This is a genomic window from Enterobacter nematophilus (assembly GCF_026344075.1).
Lineage (GTDB): Bacteria > Pseudomonadota > Gammaproteobacteria > Enterobacterales > Enterobacteriaceae > Enterobacter > Enterobacter nematophilus.
The window spans coordinates 224,259-243,421 of sequence record NZ_JAPKNE010000005.1 but is presented as its reverse complement, the minus strand read 5'-3'; the positions used below and the strand labels follow the sequence as shown (position 1 = coordinate 243,421).

The window sequence follows — 19,163 nt, the reverse complement described above, 5'->3', positions numbered from 1 at the left end:
TGTGCGATATCGCAGATAACTGCCTCATTTTGCGCGGGATCACTCATCCTCACGCGTCCTCCCGGGAGAAAGCGATGGGGGATGAGTTTTTAACCACAACCTGATGGCACACTGGTCAAAAATGCCGCGACAGGAAAATGGAATGAAACGCACCGCATTAGCATTTCTGATGTTACCCGCTCTGGCACATGCCGACTGGTCATCGCCGGGGTTTAACGCATTTCGCGCCGAAGGCACCGGGGTTTTTACCAGCCAGGCAAAGCTTGCGAAGGGTACGCGTCCTCTGACGCTGAGTTTTGACAAGACGTGCTGGCAGCCTTCGGAGGCGATAAAACTCAATGAGATGCTGTCGCTCAAGCCCTGCGACGGCACACCGCCGCAGTGGCGCCTGTTCCGCGACGGTGAATACCAGATGCGGATTGATACCCGCTCCGGCACGCCGACCCTGCTGCTGACCATTCAGAGTGCCGCAGAACAGCCGGTTGCAAGCGTTATCCGCCAGTGCCCGAAGTGGGACGGTAAACCGCTGACGCTGGACGTTAGCCATACCTTCCCGGAAGGCACCGTGGTGCGTGATTTCTACAGCAAACAGACCGCGACGGTGCAGAACGGAAACATTACCCTGCAGCCAGCCGCCAGCAGTGGTGGCCTGCTGCTGCTTGAGCGCGCCGAAACCGACAAACCAGCGCCGTTTAGCTGGCGAAACGCCACCGTCTATTTTGTGCTAACCGACCGCTTTGTGAATGGCGACCCGGGCAACGACAATAGCTATGGCCGCCACAAAGACGGCATGCAGGAGATTGGCACCTTCCACGGTGGCGATCTCAAAGGGCTCGCCAGCAGGCTCGACTATTTACAGCAGCTGGGGGTGAACGCGCTCTGGATAAGCTCCCCGCTTGAGCAGATCCACGGCTGGGTAGGCGGCGGCACCAAAGGAGACTTCCCACACTACGCCTATCACGGCTACTACACCCAGGACTGGACGAAGCTCGATGCCAATATGGGCACCAAGGATGACCTGCGCCATCTTATTGATGAAGCGCACAGGCGCGGCATTCGCGTCCTGTTCGATATCGTCATGAACCACGCGGGCTACGCGACGCTTGCGGACATGCAGGAGTACCAGTTTGGCTCGCTGTATCTGCAGGGGGATGAGCTGAAAAAGACCCTGGGCGACCGCTGGACTGACTGGAAGCCTGGCGCTGGCCAAAGCTGGCACAGTTTTAATGACTACATTAACTTTAGCGATAAAGCCGCATGGGAAAAATGGTGGGGCAAGAAATGGATCCGCACCGACATTGGCGATTACGACAACCCCGGATTCGACGATTTAACCATGTCGCTGGCGTTTCTCCCGGATCTGAAAACGGAATCCTCCGCCCCTTCCGGACTACCCAACTTTTATCAGCACAAGCCCGATACCCACGCGAAGGCCATCCCGGGATATACCCCGCGCGACTATCTCACCCACTGGCTCAGCCAGTGGGTGCGCGACTACGGTATTGACGGTTTCCGGGTGGACACCGCGAAGCACGTCGAGCTTGAGGCCTGGCAGCAGTTGAAAGACCAGGCAAGCCAGGCGCTGGCCGCGTGGAAAGGGGCCAACCCGGACAAGAAGCTCGATAACGCACCGTTCTGGATGACCGGCGAGTCCTGGGGCCACGGGGTGATGCAAAGCGACTACTACCGCCACGGTTTCGACGCAATGATCAACTTTGATTATCAGGAGCAGGCGGCGAAAGCGGTGAATTGCCTGGCCGATATCGACCTGACGTGGCAGCAGATGGCGGAAAAGCTGCAAAGCTTCAACGTCCTGAGCTACCTCTCTTCCCATGACACGCGCCTGTTCCGCGAAGGGGGCCAGCGCGCAGCAGAGCTGCTCCTGCTGGCGCCGGGCAGCGTACAAATCTATTACGGGGATGAATCCGAGCGTCCGTTTGGCCCGACGGGATCTGACCCGCTGCAGGGTACCCGCTCGGATATGAACTGGCAGGACGTGACGGGCAAGCAGGCCTTAACCGTCGCCCACTGGCAAACGCTGGGCCAGTTCCGCGCCCGCCATCCGGCGATCGGTGAAGGCAGGCAAACCACGCTGTCGCTGAAAGAGGGGTACGGCTTCGTGCGCGAGCACAAGGGCGATAAGGTGATGGTGGTATGGGCGGGTAATCAATAATCTCCTCGCCCCTCACCCCGTCCCTCTCCCCATGTACAGTCCGGGGACATGGGGAGAGGGTTAGGGTGAGGGGTGGAAAACCCATCAGAACTATTCACTACACAAATCCAACTCCACCATACAAAAAAACAAATCCGACCACACCCCCAGATTTGCACCAGCACGGTGCTAGCGTTATGGTTACCCACTTTCAAAATAAGCTCGATAGAACACCTGCTATGACGTTTTCACTTTTCGGCGACAAATTCACCCGCCATTCAGGCATTACTCGCCTGATGGAGGACCTCAACGACGGGCTGCGCACACCGGGCGCCATCATGCTCGGCGGCGGAAACCCGGCGCAAATTCCGGAGATGACGACCTATTTCCAGACGCTGCTCGCACAGATGCTGGAAAACGGCAAAGCGACTGATGCGCTCTGCAATTACGACGGTCCGCAGGGTAAAACCGAGCTACTGACTCTCCTTGCCAAAATGCTGCGTGAAGAGCTGGGCTGGGATATCGAACCACAGAATATTGCACTGACAAACGGCAGCCAGAGCGCGTTTTTCTACTTGTTTAACCTCTTCGCAGGGCGTCGTGCCGACGGCACAACCAAAAAGGTGCTGTTCCCGCTGGCACCGGAGTATATCGGCTATGCTGATTCCGGTCTGGAAGAGGATCTGTTCGTCTCCGCGCGCCCGAACATCGAGCTGCTGCCGGAAGGCCAGTTCAAATATCACGTCGATTTTGAACACCTGCATATCGGTGAAGAGACGGGGATGATCTGCGTATCGCGCCCGACTAACCCAACGGGCAACGTGATCACCGACGACGAACTGATGAAGCTGGATGTCCTGGCGAATCAGCACGGCATCCCGCTGGTGATCGATAACGCCTATGGCGTACCGTTCCCGGGCATTATTTTCAGCGAAGCACGCCCGCTGTGGAACCCGAACATTGTTCTGTGCATGAGCCTCTCAAAGCTGGGTCTGCCGGGCAGCCGCTGCGGCATCATCATCGCCAATGAGAAAATCATCACCGCCATAACCAATATGAACGGCATAATCAGCCTTTCACCGGGCGGCATTGGCCCGGCGATGATGTGCGAAATGATCAAGCGCAACGACCTGCTGCGTCTGTCTAACGAGGTGATCAAACCGTTCTATTATCAGCGCGTTCAGGAGACGATTGCGACGCTTCGCCGCTATTTGCCGGAAGAACGCTGTCTGATCCACAAACCTGAAGGGGCGATTTTCCTGTGGCTGTGGTTTAAGGATCTGCCGATCACCACCGAATTGCTCTACCAGCGCCTGAAAAAACGCGGCGTGCTGATGGTGCCGGGCGATTACTTCTTCCCAGGTCTGGATAAGCCGTGGCCGCATACGCACCAGTGCATGCGTATGAACTACGTGCCCGATCCGGAAAAAATCGAAGCGGGCGTCAAAATTCTCGCTGAAGAAATTGAAAAAGCCTGGCACGAAGGCGGTCAGTAACGCGTTACGCCAGATGATGCCGCAGAGTCGAGCGTAATCTGGCGGCCCCGGCACGGGTCAACCTGAGTTAATATGCTCCTTACAGTACCGCCGTTTCCAGACGGCGGGGGTTAACCCGGTATGCTTAGAAAATATCTGCCGGAAATACCCTACGTCATTAAAGCCGCAGCGCGCTGCGACCTCGGTTAACGATGCAGAATCGTTAAGCAGCAGTTTTTCCGCCGCCCTGACGCGCTGGCGATGTATCGCCTCCGTCAGGGTTAAATGGAAAGTCCGGCGAAATACGCGCCCGAGATAATCCGCATTACAGTGCAACGCTTTCGCCAGCTGCGAGGTGGATATCGGTAAATGAAACTGCGTGCGAATAAGCTGTTTTGCCTTCCAGGCCATCGCTGCGCCGGCCTGATCGGCGCTGTCTTCATATCCTGAAGAGTTCGACACCTGCTGTAAAATCAATAATAAAATCATCTCCAGCGCCAGGCTGCGCTGTAATTTCTCCTGCTCGCTGAGGAATTGCCGAAATAGCGCAATCACATATTCCGCATCCCTTACCCGGCAGTGTTGTTCTATTGCCAGAGGAGCGGCGTTGGGTAACGCTGAATCTTGCGGATCCACCTCAAAATGAAGCCAGTAAAAGCGCAGGTCCGCCGGAAAATCCTCCACGCCCACATGCCGACGCTGCGGCCAGAGCAACAAACTCTCTCCCGCATTAACGTCAAAAAGATGATTTTCTTCCTGAATCGTTAATGTCCCTTTTTCGACGAAAATAATCTCCCACGATGTTAATTTTCGCGCAGGATGGCGGCCCACTCCGCGGGAGATAAATAGCCCGCCGTTTTGGACCTTAACCGGAAGCGCTATGGATAATTCGAGCATGGATATTCACCATTCCGCTTTTATTGCCGCTAATATTCAACTTACCCGTTGATTATTAATTAATATTCGAATATCTGTCCGATCGGAATCACATTTTTATCATCAGGTCGGAATCGTCACCTTTTTATACTTTTCCCTTCCCTTGTTGGTCTGACCGTTGAATGCAGAATAAATGGGGTACCTACAAATACGATAAAAAAATCGTTTATCGAGGAGTTACCCATGACTTCCACACCGATTACAGACACAGACGTTGCAAAACAGAAAGTCGATGACCGGCTGTCCGTCCGCGAGAAAATTGGCTACGGCCTGGGCGATGCGGGCGGCACGGTGATTACCTGCCTGATCATGAACTTTCTGACCTTTTTCTATACCGATGTATTTGGCCTCACCCCTGCGCTGGTGGGCACGCTGTTTATAGCGCTTCGCGTGTTTGACGCCATTTCCGATCCGGTGATGGGCGTCATTGCTGACCGCACGCAGAGCCGCTGGGGGCGATTTCGTCCGTGGCAGCTGTGGGTCGCGGTCCCGATAGGCATTATCGGCGTACTGACCTTCACCGTTCCGGAAGCCAGCATGGGCGTGAAAATCGCCTGGGCGTTCGGCACCTATTTGCTGTTATCCGTGGGCTATACCGCCATTAACGTGCCCTACTGCGCGCTGATTAACACCATGACCACCCGCCACAACGAGGTGATCGCCTGCCAGTCCTGGCGCTTTGTGCTGTGCGGCGTGGCGGGCTTTCTGGTCTCCGTTGGCCTGCCGTGGCTGGTGGCGGAGCTGGGCCAGGGCGATGCCGCAAAGGGTTATCAGTTCGGCGTTGGCGTGCTGTGCGCCATCGCCGTGGTGATGTTCTTGTGCTGCTTCTTCTGGGTGCGCGAACGCGTCCCGCTGGCGCTGATGGGCAAATTCACCCTGCGCGAGCACCTGGCGGGCCTGCGTAAAAACGATCAGCTGCTGCTGATGCTGTTGATGTCGTTTCTGCTGATCAACGTCTTTAACATTCGCGGCGGCGGATACATGTATTTCATCACCTACGTGCTTCAGGGCAGCACGGCGTACACCTCGCTGTTTTTCACCATGGTAACCTTTGCCGCCATTCTGGGCGCGGTGATCGTCAGCCCGCTTTCCCGCCGTATTGATACCGTCAAACTCTACTACTACACCAACCTGGTGCTCGCTGCGCTTGCGGTGGGCATGTGGTTTCTGCCGGGTGGCCCGGCGCACCAGACGCTGTGGCTGATCGTCATTTTAAGCAACGGCGTGATCCTGGGCTTCACCCTGCCGCTGCACTTCTCGCTTATGGCCTTTGCCGATGACTACGGCGAGTGGAAAACCGGCGTGCGTTCGTCGGGAATGAACTTCGCCTTCAACCTGTTTTTCATCAAGCTTGCGTGGGCGTCCAGCGCCGGGATCATCAGCCTGGTGTTTATTGCCGTGGCCTATCAGCCAGGCGCGGGCAACCAGACGCCAGCCTCACTGCAGGGCATCACCGCTATGGAGACGCTGCTGCCTGCCCTTTTCCACCTGCTGCTGGCGGTCGCTATCCGCTGGTGCAGGCTTAATAACCCTGTGATGTCGCGCATTGCCACCGACCTGCGCCAGCGTCACGTACCGTCCTGAGGAGAACGCTATGTCCATAATGGAACCCGACCTGCACCAGCTGAAAATCAACGATCCGTTTCTCGGACAATATCAACGGCTGGTCCGTGACGTGGTGATCCCATACCAGTGGGATGCGCTTAACGACCGCGTGGCGGAGGCCGAACCCAGCCACGCCATCGCCAACTTCCGCATCGCGGCCGGGCTGGAACAGGGGGAGTTTTACGGGATGGTATTTCAGGACAGCGACGTGGCGAAATGGCTCGAAGCCGTGGCGTGGTCGCTGTGCCAGAAGCCGGATGCAGAACTGGAAAAAACCGCCGACGAGGTAATTGAGCTGGTCGCGGCGGCGCAGTGTGAAGATGGCTACCTCAATACCTACTTTACGGTAAAAGCCCCCGAGGAACGCTGGACGAATCTGGCCGAATGCCACGAGCTGTACTGCGCCGGGCATATGATTGAAGCGGGCGTGGCGTATTTTCAGGGAACCGGAAAACGCCGCCTGCTCGACGTGGTGTGCCGGCTGTCGGACCATATCGACAGCGTGTTTGGCCCGGGCGAGACGCAGCTACACGGTTACCCTGGCCACCCGGAAATCGAGCTGGCGCTGATGCGGCTGTACGACGTCACGCAGGAGCCGCGCTATCTCAATCTGGTGAAATACTTTATCGAAGAACGCGGCGCGCAGCCTCACTTCTACGATACCGAATACGAGAAGCGCGGCAAAACGTCTTACTGGAACACCTATGGCACGGCGTGGATGGTCAAGGACAAAGCCTATAGCCAGGCGCATCAGCCGCTTGCAGAGCAGCAAACGGCCATCGGCCACGCCGTGCGTTTTGTTTACCTGATGGCGGGCATGGCGCACCTGGCGCGCCTGAGCAACGACGAAGGTAAACGCCGGGACTGTCTGCGGCTGTGGAACAACATGGCGCAGCGCCAGCTGTACATTACCGGTGGGATTGGCTCGCAGAGCAGCGGGGAGGCGTTCAGCAGCGATTACGATCTGCCTAACGATACGGTGTACGCCGAAAGCTGCGCCTCAATCGGCCTGATGATGTTTGCCCGCCGGATGCTGGAGATGGAGGCAGACGGCCACTACGCCGACGTGATGGAGCGCGCGCTGTATAACACGGTGCTGGGCGGGATGGCGCTGGACGGTAAGCATTTCTTTTACGTGAATCCGCTGGAAGTACATCCGAAAATGCTGCCCTTTAACCATATCTATGACCACGTGAAGCCGGTGCGCCAGCGCTGGTTCGGCTGCGCCTGCTGCCCGCCGAATATCGCCCGCGTGCTGACCTCGCTGGGGCACTACATTTATACCGTTCGCCCGGATGCGCTGTTGATCAACCTGTACGTGGGGAACGATGTCGCCATTCCGGTGGGGGATAGCACCCTACAGCTGCGCATTAGCGGTAACTATCCGTGGCAGGAGCAGGTGGAGATCGAAATCACCTCGCCGGTTCCGGTCACCCACACGCTGGCACTCAGGCTGCCGGACTGGTGCGCGGAGCCTGTCGTTTCGCTGAATGGCGAAGCCATTTCCGGTGAAGCTTCACGAGGATATCTCTACCTCAACCGCCGCTGGCAGGAAGGCGACACCCTGACCCTGACGCTACCGATGCCGGTCCGCCGCATGTACGGTAACCCCCAGGTGCGCCAGCAGGCGGGTAAAGTCGCGCTCCAGCGCGGACCGCTGGTTTACTGCCTGGAAGAAGCGGATAACGGCGCCAACCTGCATAACCTCTCCCTGCCCCGAGAGAGCGAGTTCCGGGTGTTTGAAGGCAAAGGCATCTTCGCGCACAAGATGCTGATACAGGCAGAGGGGATTGGGTGCCAGGCAAAGGACACGAATGCGCTGTGGCAGTACGACCGCTCGCCGGTACAGCGTCAGCCCCAGACGTTGACCTTTATTCCCTGGTTTAGCTGGGCTAACCGGGGTGAAGGGGAAATGCGGATATGGGTGGATGAAGGCTGAATATATTCGGTCTGTTGCTCTCACCCACGGGAGAGGGTGAACGCTATGGCAGCACGCGACGTGCTGCCTCAGCCAGAAACGCACTTCGATTGCTGAACTGAGGATGCTCGCTGACAAAGGAATCAATCTTCATCAGTAAACGACGAGGCATCGTGATGTTGATTCGCTCGGCCCTGCCGTCGAACTGTTTCATATTGATATCCACCAGCAGCCATTGTCCGCCAGTGAAGTCGTCAGGGTGACTTTCCAGGTGCGCTTCCACGTTACCCGGGAGCGGCAATGCTTCATCCATTTCAAACAGCGCTTCGAAGTGCGCTGTGAGCGCCTCACGTGCATCCTGAAATGCGTCATCCAGGGAATCACCTGCAAAAAAACAGCCTGGAACGTCAGGGAAAAAGCCGCTGGCACTGCCGTCGGTATCAGAATGAATGTAAGCCGGATAAAACATAACTACTCCTGATATCAGTGTTTGATTCCCGCCTGCCGCCATATCTGCGCGAGCGTGCCCGGTTTAATATCCTTTTTAGGATGTGGGACGGTAACCAGTCCTTTCTGCACGGGATGACGAAACTGATGATGGCTTCCTTTCGTTCTGACACATTTCCAGCCGTGGCCGATCAGAACAGTAATGACATCCGCACTTTTCACATCCCAATCCTTCCATGATTATACACATAATACACACCATCACTACCGGGTTAAATCACATTAGCTCACAAGGAACATCAGTGCAGCGGTGTTTTGACGGAACGGGAAGAAGCATCGAGAAATGAAAAAGGAATACATTGTATTGCAGACAAATATGCAGGCACGATCGTAGGCCGGGCAAGGCAACGCCGCCACCCGGCTTTACCGCATCAGAAACGCCAGGTCAGGCCGGTCATCAGCGCGAAGCTGTCGTCGCGGTCGATCATCGGGCTGTTCTTCACGTCGTCAGGCAGCACGGTATAGACCGCGCTGGCGTTGAGGTACAGCTTCTGGGTTAGCTGATATTTAGCTGCCAGGCCAACGTACGGCGTCCAGCTGTCGCCAGCGGTGTATTGATCCAGACCTGAGCGGCGAGACTCGCTGCCGGATACGCCGTAGTAGTAGTCGTTATAGCTTTCGTCGCTGTAGAAAACACCGACAGAGGGCGTCAGGGTCAGGCGTTCCATCCTGATTGGGCGGAAGTAGGATACCTCGCCCACCACGCCGCCGCTTTCATCCGTGGCATCGCCAGAGACCGCCACTTTCAGAGAACCCCAGCTTTCGTGGCGGTAGTACGCACCGCCGAGGAACGCAGAGGCTTTACGCTCATCAAGCTGCTTCATCTGATGGTCGTCGTTATCGTCCGGATCAAAATGCAGCGGCATCCAGGATGCGGTCAGGCTGAGTTCATTTTTTGCGTCTTTCCACAGGATCCATCCGCCCGTGGTCTGACGAACATAAAAGCGATCGCCCTCATAGCTAATTAACGGCACCGCGGTGGTATTTTCGTTATAGCCTTTGTAAGGAGACTCATTAAATACGGCCCCCGCGCCAAGTGAAAAGTCACCGGCCATTGCAGAAGATGTTGCAAATAACGTGGCAGCAATCAGTAAATTGTATTTAATAGTCATGTGAAGTAATCCATTTATACGCCAAATAAGCGGGGCGAATAATAATGGTTACAAATTTGCCTGTGCAACGCTGCGGTTTATATAATATTATATATAAAACCATATAGATGGGTGCGCATGATGAATAAATTACAGCTAAAGCCACGCGAATTAAAAATAATCTCCGTCATCGCAGCCACCCACAGCATTGGTGATGCCGCTGCCCTGCTGGGCATGGCGCAGGCCAACGTCAGTAAATATCTCTCGGATTTTGAAACGCGGGTTGGGCTTAAGGTTTTTGAGCGCACGACCCGCCAGCTCGCTCTGACGCAGTTCGGTGAAGCATTACTTCCTTATGTCGACGCCACGCTGGACAAAAATACGCAACTTATTAATTTCATTGCTGATTACAAGCATGAAAAGCGTGGAAAAGTCACGATTTACGCCCCGACAGGTATCGTGACCTATCTCGCGCGCCACGTGATCCACCAGATAAAGGACATCGGGGACATTCGCATTTCCCTGAAAACCTACAACCTGGACCGCAACGAATATTCAGAAGGCGTGTCCTTCCCGGACGACTGCGATATTTTAATTACCTATGCGCAACCTAAAGATGAAAATCTGGTCGCCAGCGTGTTAACGAAATATTCCGTCACGGCATTCGCTACCCAGGAATATTTAAATAAACACCCTTTAACCGGACCTGAAGATTTAATTAATCACTCGTGTATCCTGATCGACTCCATGCTCGTCGATGATGCCAATATCTGGCGTTTTCGCGTACACGGCAGTGAGGATGTGCATGATTATCGGGTGACCGGCAATTATATTTGCGACAATACGCAGACGGCCCTGGAGCTGGCAAGAAATAACCTTGGCATAGTATTCGCGCCGAAAGAAAGCCTGAAAAAAGAATTAACGCAGGGCACGCTGGTCCCCTGCTTCCCGCACCAGGAAGAGTGGTGGCTCGACCTAACCGCTATCTTCCGCAAACGCGAATACCAGCCCTGGCGCGTACAGTATGTTCTGGATGGCGTGCTGAACCGTCTGCGCCAGCAAATTGCTCAGGCCGCCCACGGACGGCCTGAGCTGGGCGATTAGAACAGCCCCAGCGGTTTATCGGAGTAGCTGACAAGCAGACATTTCGTCTGCTGGTAATGCTCCAGCATCATCTTGTGGGTTTCACGCCCGATGCCCGACTGCTTATACCCGCCAAACGCCGCGTGCGCCGGATAGGCGTGGTAGCAGTTGGTCCAGACGCGCCCGGCCTGTATTCCCCTGCCCATTTTATAGGCCAGATTACCGTTACGGCTCCAGACCCCCGCCCCCAGGCCATACGGCGTGTCGTTGGCAATCTCCAGCGCCTCCTCCATCGTTTTGAAGGTGGTCACGGCCAGCACCGGTCCGAAAATCTCCTCCTGGAAGACGCGCATGTTGTTCTGCCCAAACAGGATCGTCGGCTCAAGGTAATACCCTTCCTGCAGATCCCCGCCGAGCACCTTACGGCGACCGCCGGTCAGGATATCCGCCCCTTCCTTCTTGCCGATATCAATGTAGTTGAGGATGGTTTCCAGCTGTCCGTGCGAGACCTGCGCGCCCATCTGGGTGACATTATCGAGCGGATTACCGCTGCGGATAGACTCGACGCGGCGAATGGCCCGCTCCATAAAGCGCTCGTAGATGGACTCCTGCACCAGCGCGCGGCTTGGGCAGGTGCAGACTTCGCCCTGGTTAAAGGCGAACAGCGCAAACCCTTCCAGCGCCTTATCGAAGAAGGCGTCCTCTTCCTCCATCACGTCCGCGAAGAAGATGTTAGGAGACTTCCCGCCCAGCTCCAGCGTCACCGGAATGATGTTTTGCGTGGCGTACTGCATAATCTGCTGGCCCACCTCCGTCGACCCGGTAAACGCCACTTTGGCGATCCGTTTTGAGGTGGCCAGATATTCCCCTATCTCACCGCCCGCGCCGTTCACCACGTTAATAACTCCCGGCGGCAGAAGATCGCCCACAATTTCCATCAGCAGCAGGACCGAGAGCGGAGTTAAACGCGCCGGTTTCAGCACAATGCAGTTCCCGGCGGCCAGCGCGGGCGCCATTTTCCAGCTCGCCATCAGCAGCGGGAAGTTCCATGGAATAATTTGTCCGACGACGCCCAGCGGTTCGTGGAAGTGGTACGCCACGGTATCGCTGTCAACTTCGCTTATTCCGCCCTCCTGCGCGCGAATACAGGAGGCAAAATAGCGGAAGTGGTCGATAGCCAGCGGCACGTCTGCCGCCATCGTTTCCCGGATCGGCTTGCCGTTATCCCAGGTTTCCGCTGTCGCCAGCAGCTCCAGGTTCTGCTCCATGCGGTCGGCGATTTTGAACAAAATGGCGGCGCGATCCTGAACGGAGGTGTGGCCCCATTTGTCTTTCGCTTTGTGCGCCGCATCCAGCGCCAAATCGATATCACGCTTGCCGGAGCTGGCAATCTCGCACAGCGGCTGGCCGGTAACGGGCGTCAGGTTGGAATAGTATTCGCCGTCGACGGGGGCCACCCAGTCGCCGCCGATAAAGTTGTCATAGCGAGGCTTCAGCTTGAGGGGAAAACCATACTCGCCGGGCTGGATACGCGAAGAGGGAGGATTATTTGTCATGACCGTCTCCTTGCTGTTGTTGTACAACAAGGGTAGTCCCGGCTGGCGGTTTTCTCGCCAGTGGGTGACGGGTTTACGAGCCGTATCACGGATTACCGTACTTTACGTTTCGTTTCTGCCACTGAGCCATACTTAACAGCTCAAGAGCTCATAAGGAACGATGCAATGCAGCTATTTATCGGTTTTGACGTAGGCGGAACCCACATCAAGCACGGCGTGATTGATGAAAATGGCAAGGAGCTGACGACGGACGAGTACGATACCCCTGAGGATAAAAATACCTTCAAAAAGAATTGGAAAGCGGTAGTTGAAGCGTATCAGGACGAACACGACATCGTCGGTATCGGCGTGAGCTTTCCCGGCCATATTAACCACCACAGCGGCGAAGCGGCTAAAGCGGGCGCGCTCGAGTATCTCGACGGCGAAAACCTGTGCGAACTTTTCGCCGGTCTGACCGACCTTCCCGTCACCGTAGAAAACGACGCCAACTGTGCGGCGCTGGGCGAGCGCTGGCAGGGCGCGGGTAAGGATTACGAGCATTTCGTCTGTATCACCATCGGCACGGGCATCGGTGGCGGGATTGTGATGGAAGGGGATCTCTATCGCGGGTCGCATTACCGCGCCGGTGAATTTGGCGTGCTGCCCGTGGGGGACAAGGGCGAACCGATGCACGAGGTTGCGTCTGCCAGCGGTCTGATGAAAGCCTGCCGCCGCGCGCTGGCCGTATCAGAAGAAGAGATGCCTGACGGCGAGGAGCTGTTTAAACGCATGGAGAGCGATGTGCATCTGCGCGAAGCTATTGAAGCCTGGGCGCATTTTCTCTCGCGCGGCGTTTATAGCGTGATCTCGATGTTCGATCCCCAGGCCGTGCTGATTGGCGGCGGGGTAAGCGAGCAGGAGAAAATCTATCTCCTGCTCGATAAGTACCTGCAGCGATTCGAGGAATGGGAAGCGCTCAAGGTGCCCATTCTGCCCTGCGAGCTGGGTAACCAGGCGGGAAGACTGGGCGCGGTATGGCTGGCGAAGCAGAAGCTCTCCCGCCGCACGTAGCGCTCAGGGGAACAGCTGCGCGTCGCGAAGCAAATGGTCATTACCCCGGCGACGCGTAAACCCGATACGGTTGAAATATTCCAGGATCTGAATCGCCAGCTTGCGGCCTACGTTCAGCCGATCGCGGAAATCGGCTGCGCAGGTGGAGCCGCGGGCCTGATCCAGTTCGCGGATCAGGTTAGCAAACGCCACAATGCGATCGTTACGGTAATAACGATCTTTCACGATCGCGACAATCAGCCCCTGCTGCGCCGCATGGCGCAATACCTGGCGCATCACCTGCTCGTCGGTGTTCGTTTCACGCGCCAGATCGCGAACCCACCACGGCTCATCGCCAAACAGCGAGGCCGCTTTTTGCCAGATTGCCTCCTGCTCTGCGGTGAACCCGGCTTTGTGATCCGGCAGATGCAGCCAGCCGTGATGGCTTTTAATCACCCCGCTTTCGCGCATGTTTTCAATCAGCAGCAGCACCAGCGCATCGTCTTCCGTCGGCAGCGCCATGCGCCGCAGGCGCTCACGACCAGGACCGGGTTCATCCTGATGCTGTTCATGGTAAGTCGCGAGGGTGTTCAGTATCTTACGCTGCCAGTGTGCAGCCACCGGCGCATCGAGCAGGCTGTTGCCGGCCTGAATAAAGCCCGGCTGTTGGGTCAGCTGACGCAACCCTTCGCCGCTCAGCTGGCGTGCCCATGCAAAATCACTCAGGCTCACCGCCCCGCGCTCAAGATGCACCCGCAGCGCGGCGTTATCATCCCGAGCCTGAGCCAGCGATGCCAGCCATTGCAGGTATTCAGGCTTACGCTTGCCGCGTCGCGGCGGGTTCAGCGTCACCACCCGCGCTCCGGCCAGCGTTTCCCGTGCGGAAATATCCCGCAGCACCAGACGGTCGTTGTCCGCCAGCCAGAGCGGCGCATCAAAAACCAGTTCGGCAAGATCGTTTTCCAGCAGCGACACCCGCCCGGTGATATGGCTGGCCGCGTGGTGAATATGCAGCGGCTGCCATTGGGTCAGCGGCACGTTTGTCTGCAGGGAGACAATGACGCGTTCAGACGGCTCGGGCGGGGCGTCGGCCAGCAGCCAGTCGCCGCGGCTAAGCTGCTCTTTTTCCGCATCCCCGGCAATGTTGAGCGCGATCCGCTGCCCTGCGTGGGCATGCTCCGCAGGCTGGTTTTGCGCATGCAAGCCGCGCACGCGCATCGGCTTATTAACGCCCGTCAGCCACAGGCTATCGCCCAACTTCACTTCACCGCTCAGCGCCGTACCGGTGACCACCAGCCCCGCGCCTTTGACGGTAAACGCCCGGTCAATCGCCAGACGGAAGCGGTGATGGCTGGCGTGTTCGCGCGACGAAAGCTGCTGCAAATGGTGGCGAAGTTCGTCGATACCGCGCCCTTCAGTCGCCACGGTGACAAAAAGCGGCGCATCGGCAAAACCATATTCCCGTAGGGTCGCCTGCACCGCTTCGCGCACCTCGCTGATGCGCGCGTCGTCAACGCGATCGGCTTTGGTCAGCGCCACGGTCAGCTGCGGGTTGCCGGTCAGCTGGAGGATCGCCAGATGCTCGCGGGTTTGCGCCATCACGCCGTCATCGCACGCCACCACCAGCAGGGCATGGTCGATACCCCCTACGCCCGCCAGCATGTTGGACAGAAACTTTTCATGCCCCGGAACATCAATAAAGCCCAGCACGCGGCCATCGGGCTGGGGCCAGTAGGCATAACCCAGATCGATGGTCATGCCGCGCTTTTTCTCTTCCGGCAGGCGATCGGCGTTTATGCCGGTAATTGCCTGCAGTAACGTGGTTTTTCCATGGTCGACGTGACCGGCGGTGGCAATAATCATTTCAACAACATCTCCAGAAATCGCTCTTCATCTTCAAGACAGCGCAGATCCAGCCACATGCGGCCGTCGTAAATCCGCCCGATGACCGGCGTCGGCAGACCGCGCCAGCGCAACGACAGGGCCTCAAGGTGGCTACCGCGCCCGTCACGCGGGGTGAAGGTGAGCGCTTCACTCGGCAGCCTGTCCACCGGCAGCGAACCGCTGCCAATCTGCGACTGGCAGGGCTCAATGCGAACGTCAAAATCGGGGTAGTGCGGGGCGACGCGCGGCAGCAGCAGTTCGGCCTGGGCGCGAATCGAGGCGGCATCCCGGCTTAACAGGCGCAGCGTGGGCAGGCGGTCGGCCAGTTTCTCCGGGTGGAGATAGAGCCGCAGCGTCGCGTCCAGCGCGGCAAGGGTCATTTTATCGGCCCGCAGGGCGCGCTTGAGCGGGTGCTGCTGCAGCTGCGCAATCAGCTCGCGCTTGCCGACGATAATCCCGGCCTGCGGCCCGCCCAGCAGTTTGTCGCCGGAAAAGCTGACCAGGCTCACGCCCGCGGCAATCATCTCTTGCGGCATCGGCTCTTTTGGCAGCCCGTACTGGCTGAGATCCACCAGCGAGCCGCTGCCGAGGTCGGCAATCACCGGAATATTCAGCTCGCGCCCAATCGCCGCCAGCTCGGCCTCTTCAACCGTTTTGGTGAAGCCTTCAATATGATAATTGCTGGTGTGAACCTTCATCAGCAGGGCGGTGTTTTCATTCACCGCCGCGCGATAATCTTTCGCATGGGTACGGTTAGTCGTACCCACCTCATGCAGCGTGCAGCCCGCCTGGCGCATCACGTCCGGGATGCGAAACGCCCCGCCAATCTCCACCAGCTCGCCGCGGGACACTACCACCTCTCTGCCGCTCGCGGTCGCCGCCAGCATCAGCAGAACCGCCGCCGCGTTGTTATTCACAATGCAGGCATCCTCCGCGCCGGTTAGCTGGCAGAGCAGATCCGCCAGCGCGCGATCGCGATGCCCGCGCCCGGCGCCGTCCAGATCGTACTCCAGCGTCACCGGCGAGCGCATGGCCTGCACGACCGCAGCCACCGCCTCTTCCGCCTGCCGGGCGCGTCCCAGGTTGGTGTGCAGCACGGTCCCCGTCAGGTTAATCACCGGGCGTAACGCGCTTTGCGCCTTCTCGCCCAGCCGATGCTCCACTTCCTGCTCCCACGCTGCGCACCAGTCGGGCAAGGTGTTTTCGGCCTGGATATGGCCGCGGGCTTCATCCTGAAGCAGACGCAGCATCTCCACCGTCGCGGTATGGCCGAAGCGCTCAACGGCAGCATGGATGCGGGGATCGCGAAGAAGTCGGTCGGTCGCGGGGATCTGGCTGTACAGCGAATGATGAGTAGTCATGAAAGCGCCTGGCGAGTAAATATCTTCCCCCCTCCCGACGGGAGAGGGAGTTAACATGTGGAGGGATTGTACCGCCTCCGACGCCGAAGTGTTATAACCCGCGTCAAGCCTTTGGCGGTTCTGTACGGGCAAAGCTCTCGCGGCTAAAGAGCGTTTCTGCGAGTTTCACCAGCAGCGGACGGTCAACGCACCAGCCAGGGGACACCCGGCGGAAGTTGAGATAGCCGATGGCGCAGGCGATAGCGATGGTTGCCAGGTTCAGGCTGTCGGTGTGGATCTTGCCCTCCCGGATAAGCTTTTCGCACATATCCAGACTGCGGCTGATTTTTTCCCGCTGGCGCAGCAGCTCGCTGTCTGACTGCTGGGCGGCGGGCCTTGCCTGCTCGCGTACGGAGGTGAGTGCCGCATCCATAATGCCGTCGGCCAGGGCTTCAATTTGCTTCACCGCCAGCGCCGCTTTAGGGTCAGACGGCAGCATTGCCGGGGCAACGCCCAGCAGCTCGATATACTCCGCAATAATGGGGGAATCGAACCAGTATTCGCCCTCGTCCGTTACCAGCGCCGGGACTTTCCCCAGCGGGTTATACTGCGCGACGCCGTTTTCGGCGTTGTAGGGCTGTTCATTGACGAATTCAAATTCAATCCCTTTCTCCAGCAGGAGAATCGAGATTTTTCGCACGAAGGGACTGGTGTAGCTACCGATGAGTTTCATTGCCTGATCCTTGATGCCGGGAAAAAGTCAGTATGGATCAAGCGATGAAAAAAGGGCAGATATGCGTGTCGCATTCCTGCCCCGGAAGGATTAGTGATCGAGATAGAGGTAGTGCATCCAGCTGGTCATACGCAGCAGCACTTTACGCATCACCGAGACGTGGGCGAAATGATCCGAATAGACCGCCACCTGGGCATAAATACCGTCCGGCAAAGCATCGACGTCGGCGTTAGGCTCCAGCTCAATCAGCGCCTGTACGCCATCCGTACCCGGCGCAACGGTCAGCGCCTGCAATGCGCCCTGCGCCTGATACGACCCGCCCGGCACCACCGGCAGAACGCTGGTGAGCTTACCGGTGAACACCTGGCCCGGCAGCGCGTTAAACACCACTTCCGCTTCATCGCCCGGCTTCAGACGCAGCAGCGAGTTCTGACGGAACTGGGCCACAATCTGACGCTTCTGTTCAGGAATGAAAACCATCACCGGGCGCAGCGGCAGCGCGGCGGCATAGGTTCCCGGACGGATCAGCACCTGGGTGATATAACCGTTGCTCGGCGCACGCACCACGGTCTGATCGAGATTGTATTTCGCTTCAGCAAGCTGGGCGCGTAACGAGGCAATTTGCGACTGCTCGCCGTTTACCATGCTGTCCAGCTGGCTTTGAATCTGCTTCTGTTCAGCAACGGAGCCTTTCACCATGGCATCCTGCGCCAGATAGTTCTGCCGCGCGTTATCTATATCGCTTTCAGAGAACGGATTCACCTTCGCCTGGCTGCCCTTCAGGTAGCGCTGATAATCTTTATACAGGCGATCGCGTTCAGCGGAGACGCGTGTCGTATTGGCAACCGCTTCCGAAAGCTGCGCTTTCAGATTGTCGATATTGTGCGTCGCGGTCACCAGGTCTGCCTTCAGTCTGTCGACGCGCGCCTGATAGCGGCCCGGATCCAGCTTAAATAACACTTCGCCTTTTTTAATGAGCTGGTTATTTTTATCGGTCACTTCCGTAACCACCCCCGTGACCTGCGGCGTAATCGGAATGGAAATTACCGCTTTTTGCGCCGTAAAGGTATACGGATGGTTATAGTTCATTAGCAGAATGAGTCCGGCAACAATAAACACCCCGCCTAACGTCGCGGTAGCAAGCGTCCACTGGTTTACCGGAATACGGAATATTTTAAAGATTGCCCAGGCAAATGCCACATAGGTCAGAATAATCAACAGATCCATGATTAGCGCTCCAGCGTGTTTTTATCATCAGAGGGCTGAACCGCTGCCAGCTTGTGTTCTAACTCGGCCACGCGTTTGGCCAGCGCATCCATGCCCGGAACCTCATCAGACTTAGTGATGTGGTTCTGCATTCCCCAGCCGCGATCTTCCCGGTACAGCGTGGCCCAAATCCACAGGAACGGCCAGATGGCATGGAGCGTAAACAGGCTGATCCAGCCTGCCGTATGAATAGCATCGGCATGGGGATGATTGCGCTTTTTGGCCATATTATAGGGGATGTCATGGATGGCGATGATTCCGTAAAAAAGAACCAGAAATACAAAAATCAACACGCCCAGCGCGAAATAGTTGAGAAACATATTCTCCTCACTTAAACAACGTCAACTCATTACATTAATAAAACAGCACGCAGCCTAATTAATTTATTTTTAAATTTAAAAGGCACACTGATTATTTCAGAGCCGGGGAGTATCGGTTTTTATAATATCTCCATGCAAGTTTATAAGCGTGTCAAAATATATCCTGAATAATAATATACTCAACCTTACATTATGAGCGTAATTCAGGTTTTAACTTTTCGCCATACAACATATGAAGAGTATTTTTTTAGCTTTACGTGTCACTCCA

Annotated in this window: 16 protein-coding genes; 6 read left to right on the top strand and 10 right to left on the bottom strand. The window is 57.0% G+C overall.

Annotated features, from left to right (window positions below; all coding sequences use genetic code 11):
- Positions 1–142 precede the first annotated feature (142 nt).
- Together OSH03_RS15500 and avtA are read left to right on the top strand one after the other, a co-directional pair.
- Complete coding sequence (locus OSH03_RS15500; RefSeq protein WP_266179514.1) at positions 143–2,173, top strand: alpha-amylase; 2,031 nt, start codon at positions 143–145, stop codon at positions 2,171–2,173.
- A gap of 218 nt (positions 2,174–2,391) precedes the next feature.
- Positions 2,392–3,648 (top strand): valine--pyruvate transaminase, encoded by a 1,257-nt coding sequence (gene avtA, locus OSH03_RS15495; protein WP_151412684.1) that lies wholly within the window; start codon positions 2,392–2,394, stop codon positions 3,646–3,648.
- Between the two features lie 57 nt (positions 3,649–3,705).
- Here the strand turns inward: avtA and OSH03_RS15490 are convergent, their stop codons facing one another.
- A complete protein-coding gene (locus tag OSH03_RS15490) occupies positions 3,706–4,524 on the bottom strand; it encodes a helix-turn-helix domain-containing protein (protein ID WP_266179513.1) in 819 nt (272 codons plus the stop codon).
- A gap of 222 nt (positions 4,525–4,746) precedes the next feature.
- Between OSH03_RS15490 and OSH03_RS15485 the strand changes: the two genes are divergently transcribed.
- Positions 4,747–6,147, top strand: a complete 1,401-nt coding sequence (locus OSH03_RS15485) for an MFS transporter (protein ID WP_266179512.1) — start codon at positions 4,747–4,749, stop codon at positions 6,145–6,147.
- Between the two features lie 10 nt (positions 6,148–6,157).
- The gene (locus tag OSH03_RS15480) at positions 6,158–8,107 is read left to right on the top strand and encodes a glycoside hydrolase family 127 protein (protein WP_266179511.1); all 1,950 of its coding nucleotides are present in this window, start codon (positions 6,158–6,160) and stop codon (positions 8,105–8,107) included.
- A 43-nt stretch (positions 8,108–8,150) separates the two neighbouring features.
- Here the strand turns inward: OSH03_RS15480 and OSH03_RS15475 are convergent, their stop codons facing one another.
- The 3 genes from OSH03_RS15475 to OSH03_RS15465 all read right to left on the bottom strand — a co-directional run bounded on the left by OSH03_RS15475 (position 8,151) and on the right by OSH03_RS15465 (position 9,705).
- A complete protein-coding gene (locus tag OSH03_RS15475) occupies positions 8,151–8,555 on the bottom strand; it encodes a type II toxin-antitoxin system HicB family antitoxin (RefSeq protein ID WP_080329864.1) in 405 nt (134 codons plus the stop codon).
- A 14-nt stretch (positions 8,556–8,569) separates the two neighbouring features.
- The gene (locus OSH03_RS15470; RefSeq protein WP_151412682.1) at positions 8,570–8,755 is read right to left on the bottom strand and encodes a type II toxin-antitoxin system HicA family toxin; all 186 of its coding nucleotides are present in this window, start codon (positions 8,753–8,755) and stop codon (positions 8,570–8,572) included.
- A gap of 209 nt (positions 8,756–8,964) precedes the next feature.
- Positions 8,965–9,705: a MipA/OmpV family protein gene (locus OSH03_RS15465; RefSeq protein ID WP_248071797.1), complete on the bottom strand. Its 741-nt coding sequence runs from the start codon at positions 9,703–9,705 to the stop codon at positions 8,965–8,967.
- A gap of 117 nt (positions 9,706–9,822) precedes the next feature.
- On the opposite strand from OSH03_RS15465, the gene OSH03_RS15460 reads away from it, so the two are divergent.
- Positions 9,823–10,788 (top strand): LysR family transcriptional regulator, encoded by a 966-nt coding sequence (locus tag OSH03_RS15460; RefSeq protein WP_253540265.1) that lies wholly within the window; start codon positions 9,823–9,825, stop codon positions 10,786–10,788.
- On the opposite strand, the gene aldB is transcribed toward OSH03_RS15460, so the two are convergent.
- The gene (gene aldB, locus OSH03_RS15455) at positions 10,785–12,323 is read right to left on the bottom strand and encodes an aldehyde dehydrogenase AldB (RefSeq protein WP_023309928.1); all 1,539 of its coding nucleotides are present in this window, start codon (positions 12,321–12,323) and stop codon (positions 10,785–10,787) included. The genes OSH03_RS15460 and aldB overlap by 4 nt on opposite strands.
- Before the next feature lie 165 nt (positions 12,324–12,488).
- On the opposite strand from aldB, the gene OSH03_RS15450 reads away from it, so the two are divergent.
- Positions 12,489–13,373 carry an ROK family protein gene (locus OSH03_RS15450; RefSeq protein WP_266179510.1) on the top strand — a complete coding sequence of 295 codons (885 nt, stop codon included), beginning with the start codon at positions 12,489–12,491 and terminating at the stop codon, positions 13,371–13,373.
- Positions 13,374–13,376: 3 nt separating this feature from the next.
- On the opposite strand, the gene selB is transcribed toward OSH03_RS15450, so the two are convergent.
- The 5 genes from selB to OSH03_RS15425 form a co-directional block, all read right to left on the bottom strand.
- Entirely contained in the window at positions 13,377–15,215 is a 1,839-nt protein-coding gene (gene selB, locus OSH03_RS15445) for a selenocysteine-specific translation elongation factor (RefSeq protein ID WP_266179509.1), read from the bottom strand.
- Positions 15,212–16,597, bottom strand: coding sequence for an L-seryl-tRNA(Sec) selenium transferase (gene selA, locus OSH03_RS15440; RefSeq protein WP_266179508.1), 1,386 nt, complete (start codon positions 16,595–16,597; stop codon positions 15,212–15,214). The genes selB and selA overlap by 4 nt, the downstream gene beginning before the upstream one ends.
- 103 nt (positions 16,598–16,700) lie before the next feature.
- Positions 16,701–17,309, bottom strand: coding sequence for a glutathione S-transferase (locus OSH03_RS15435; protein WP_266179507.1), 609 nt, complete (start codon positions 17,307–17,309; stop codon positions 16,701–16,703).
- A 90-nt stretch (positions 17,310–17,399) separates the two neighbouring features.
- A complete protein-coding gene (locus OSH03_RS15430) occupies positions 17,400–18,536 on the bottom strand; it encodes an HlyD family secretion protein (protein WP_061096611.1) in 1,137 nt (378 codons plus the stop codon).
- A gap of 2 nt (positions 18,537–18,538) precedes the next feature.
- On the bottom strand, positions 18,539–18,895 hold the full coding sequence (locus OSH03_RS15425; RefSeq protein ID WP_266179506.1) for a DUF3302 domain-containing protein: 357 nt from the start codon (positions 18,893–18,895) through the stop codon (positions 18,539–18,541).
- Positions 18,896–19,163 lie beyond the last annotated feature (268 nt).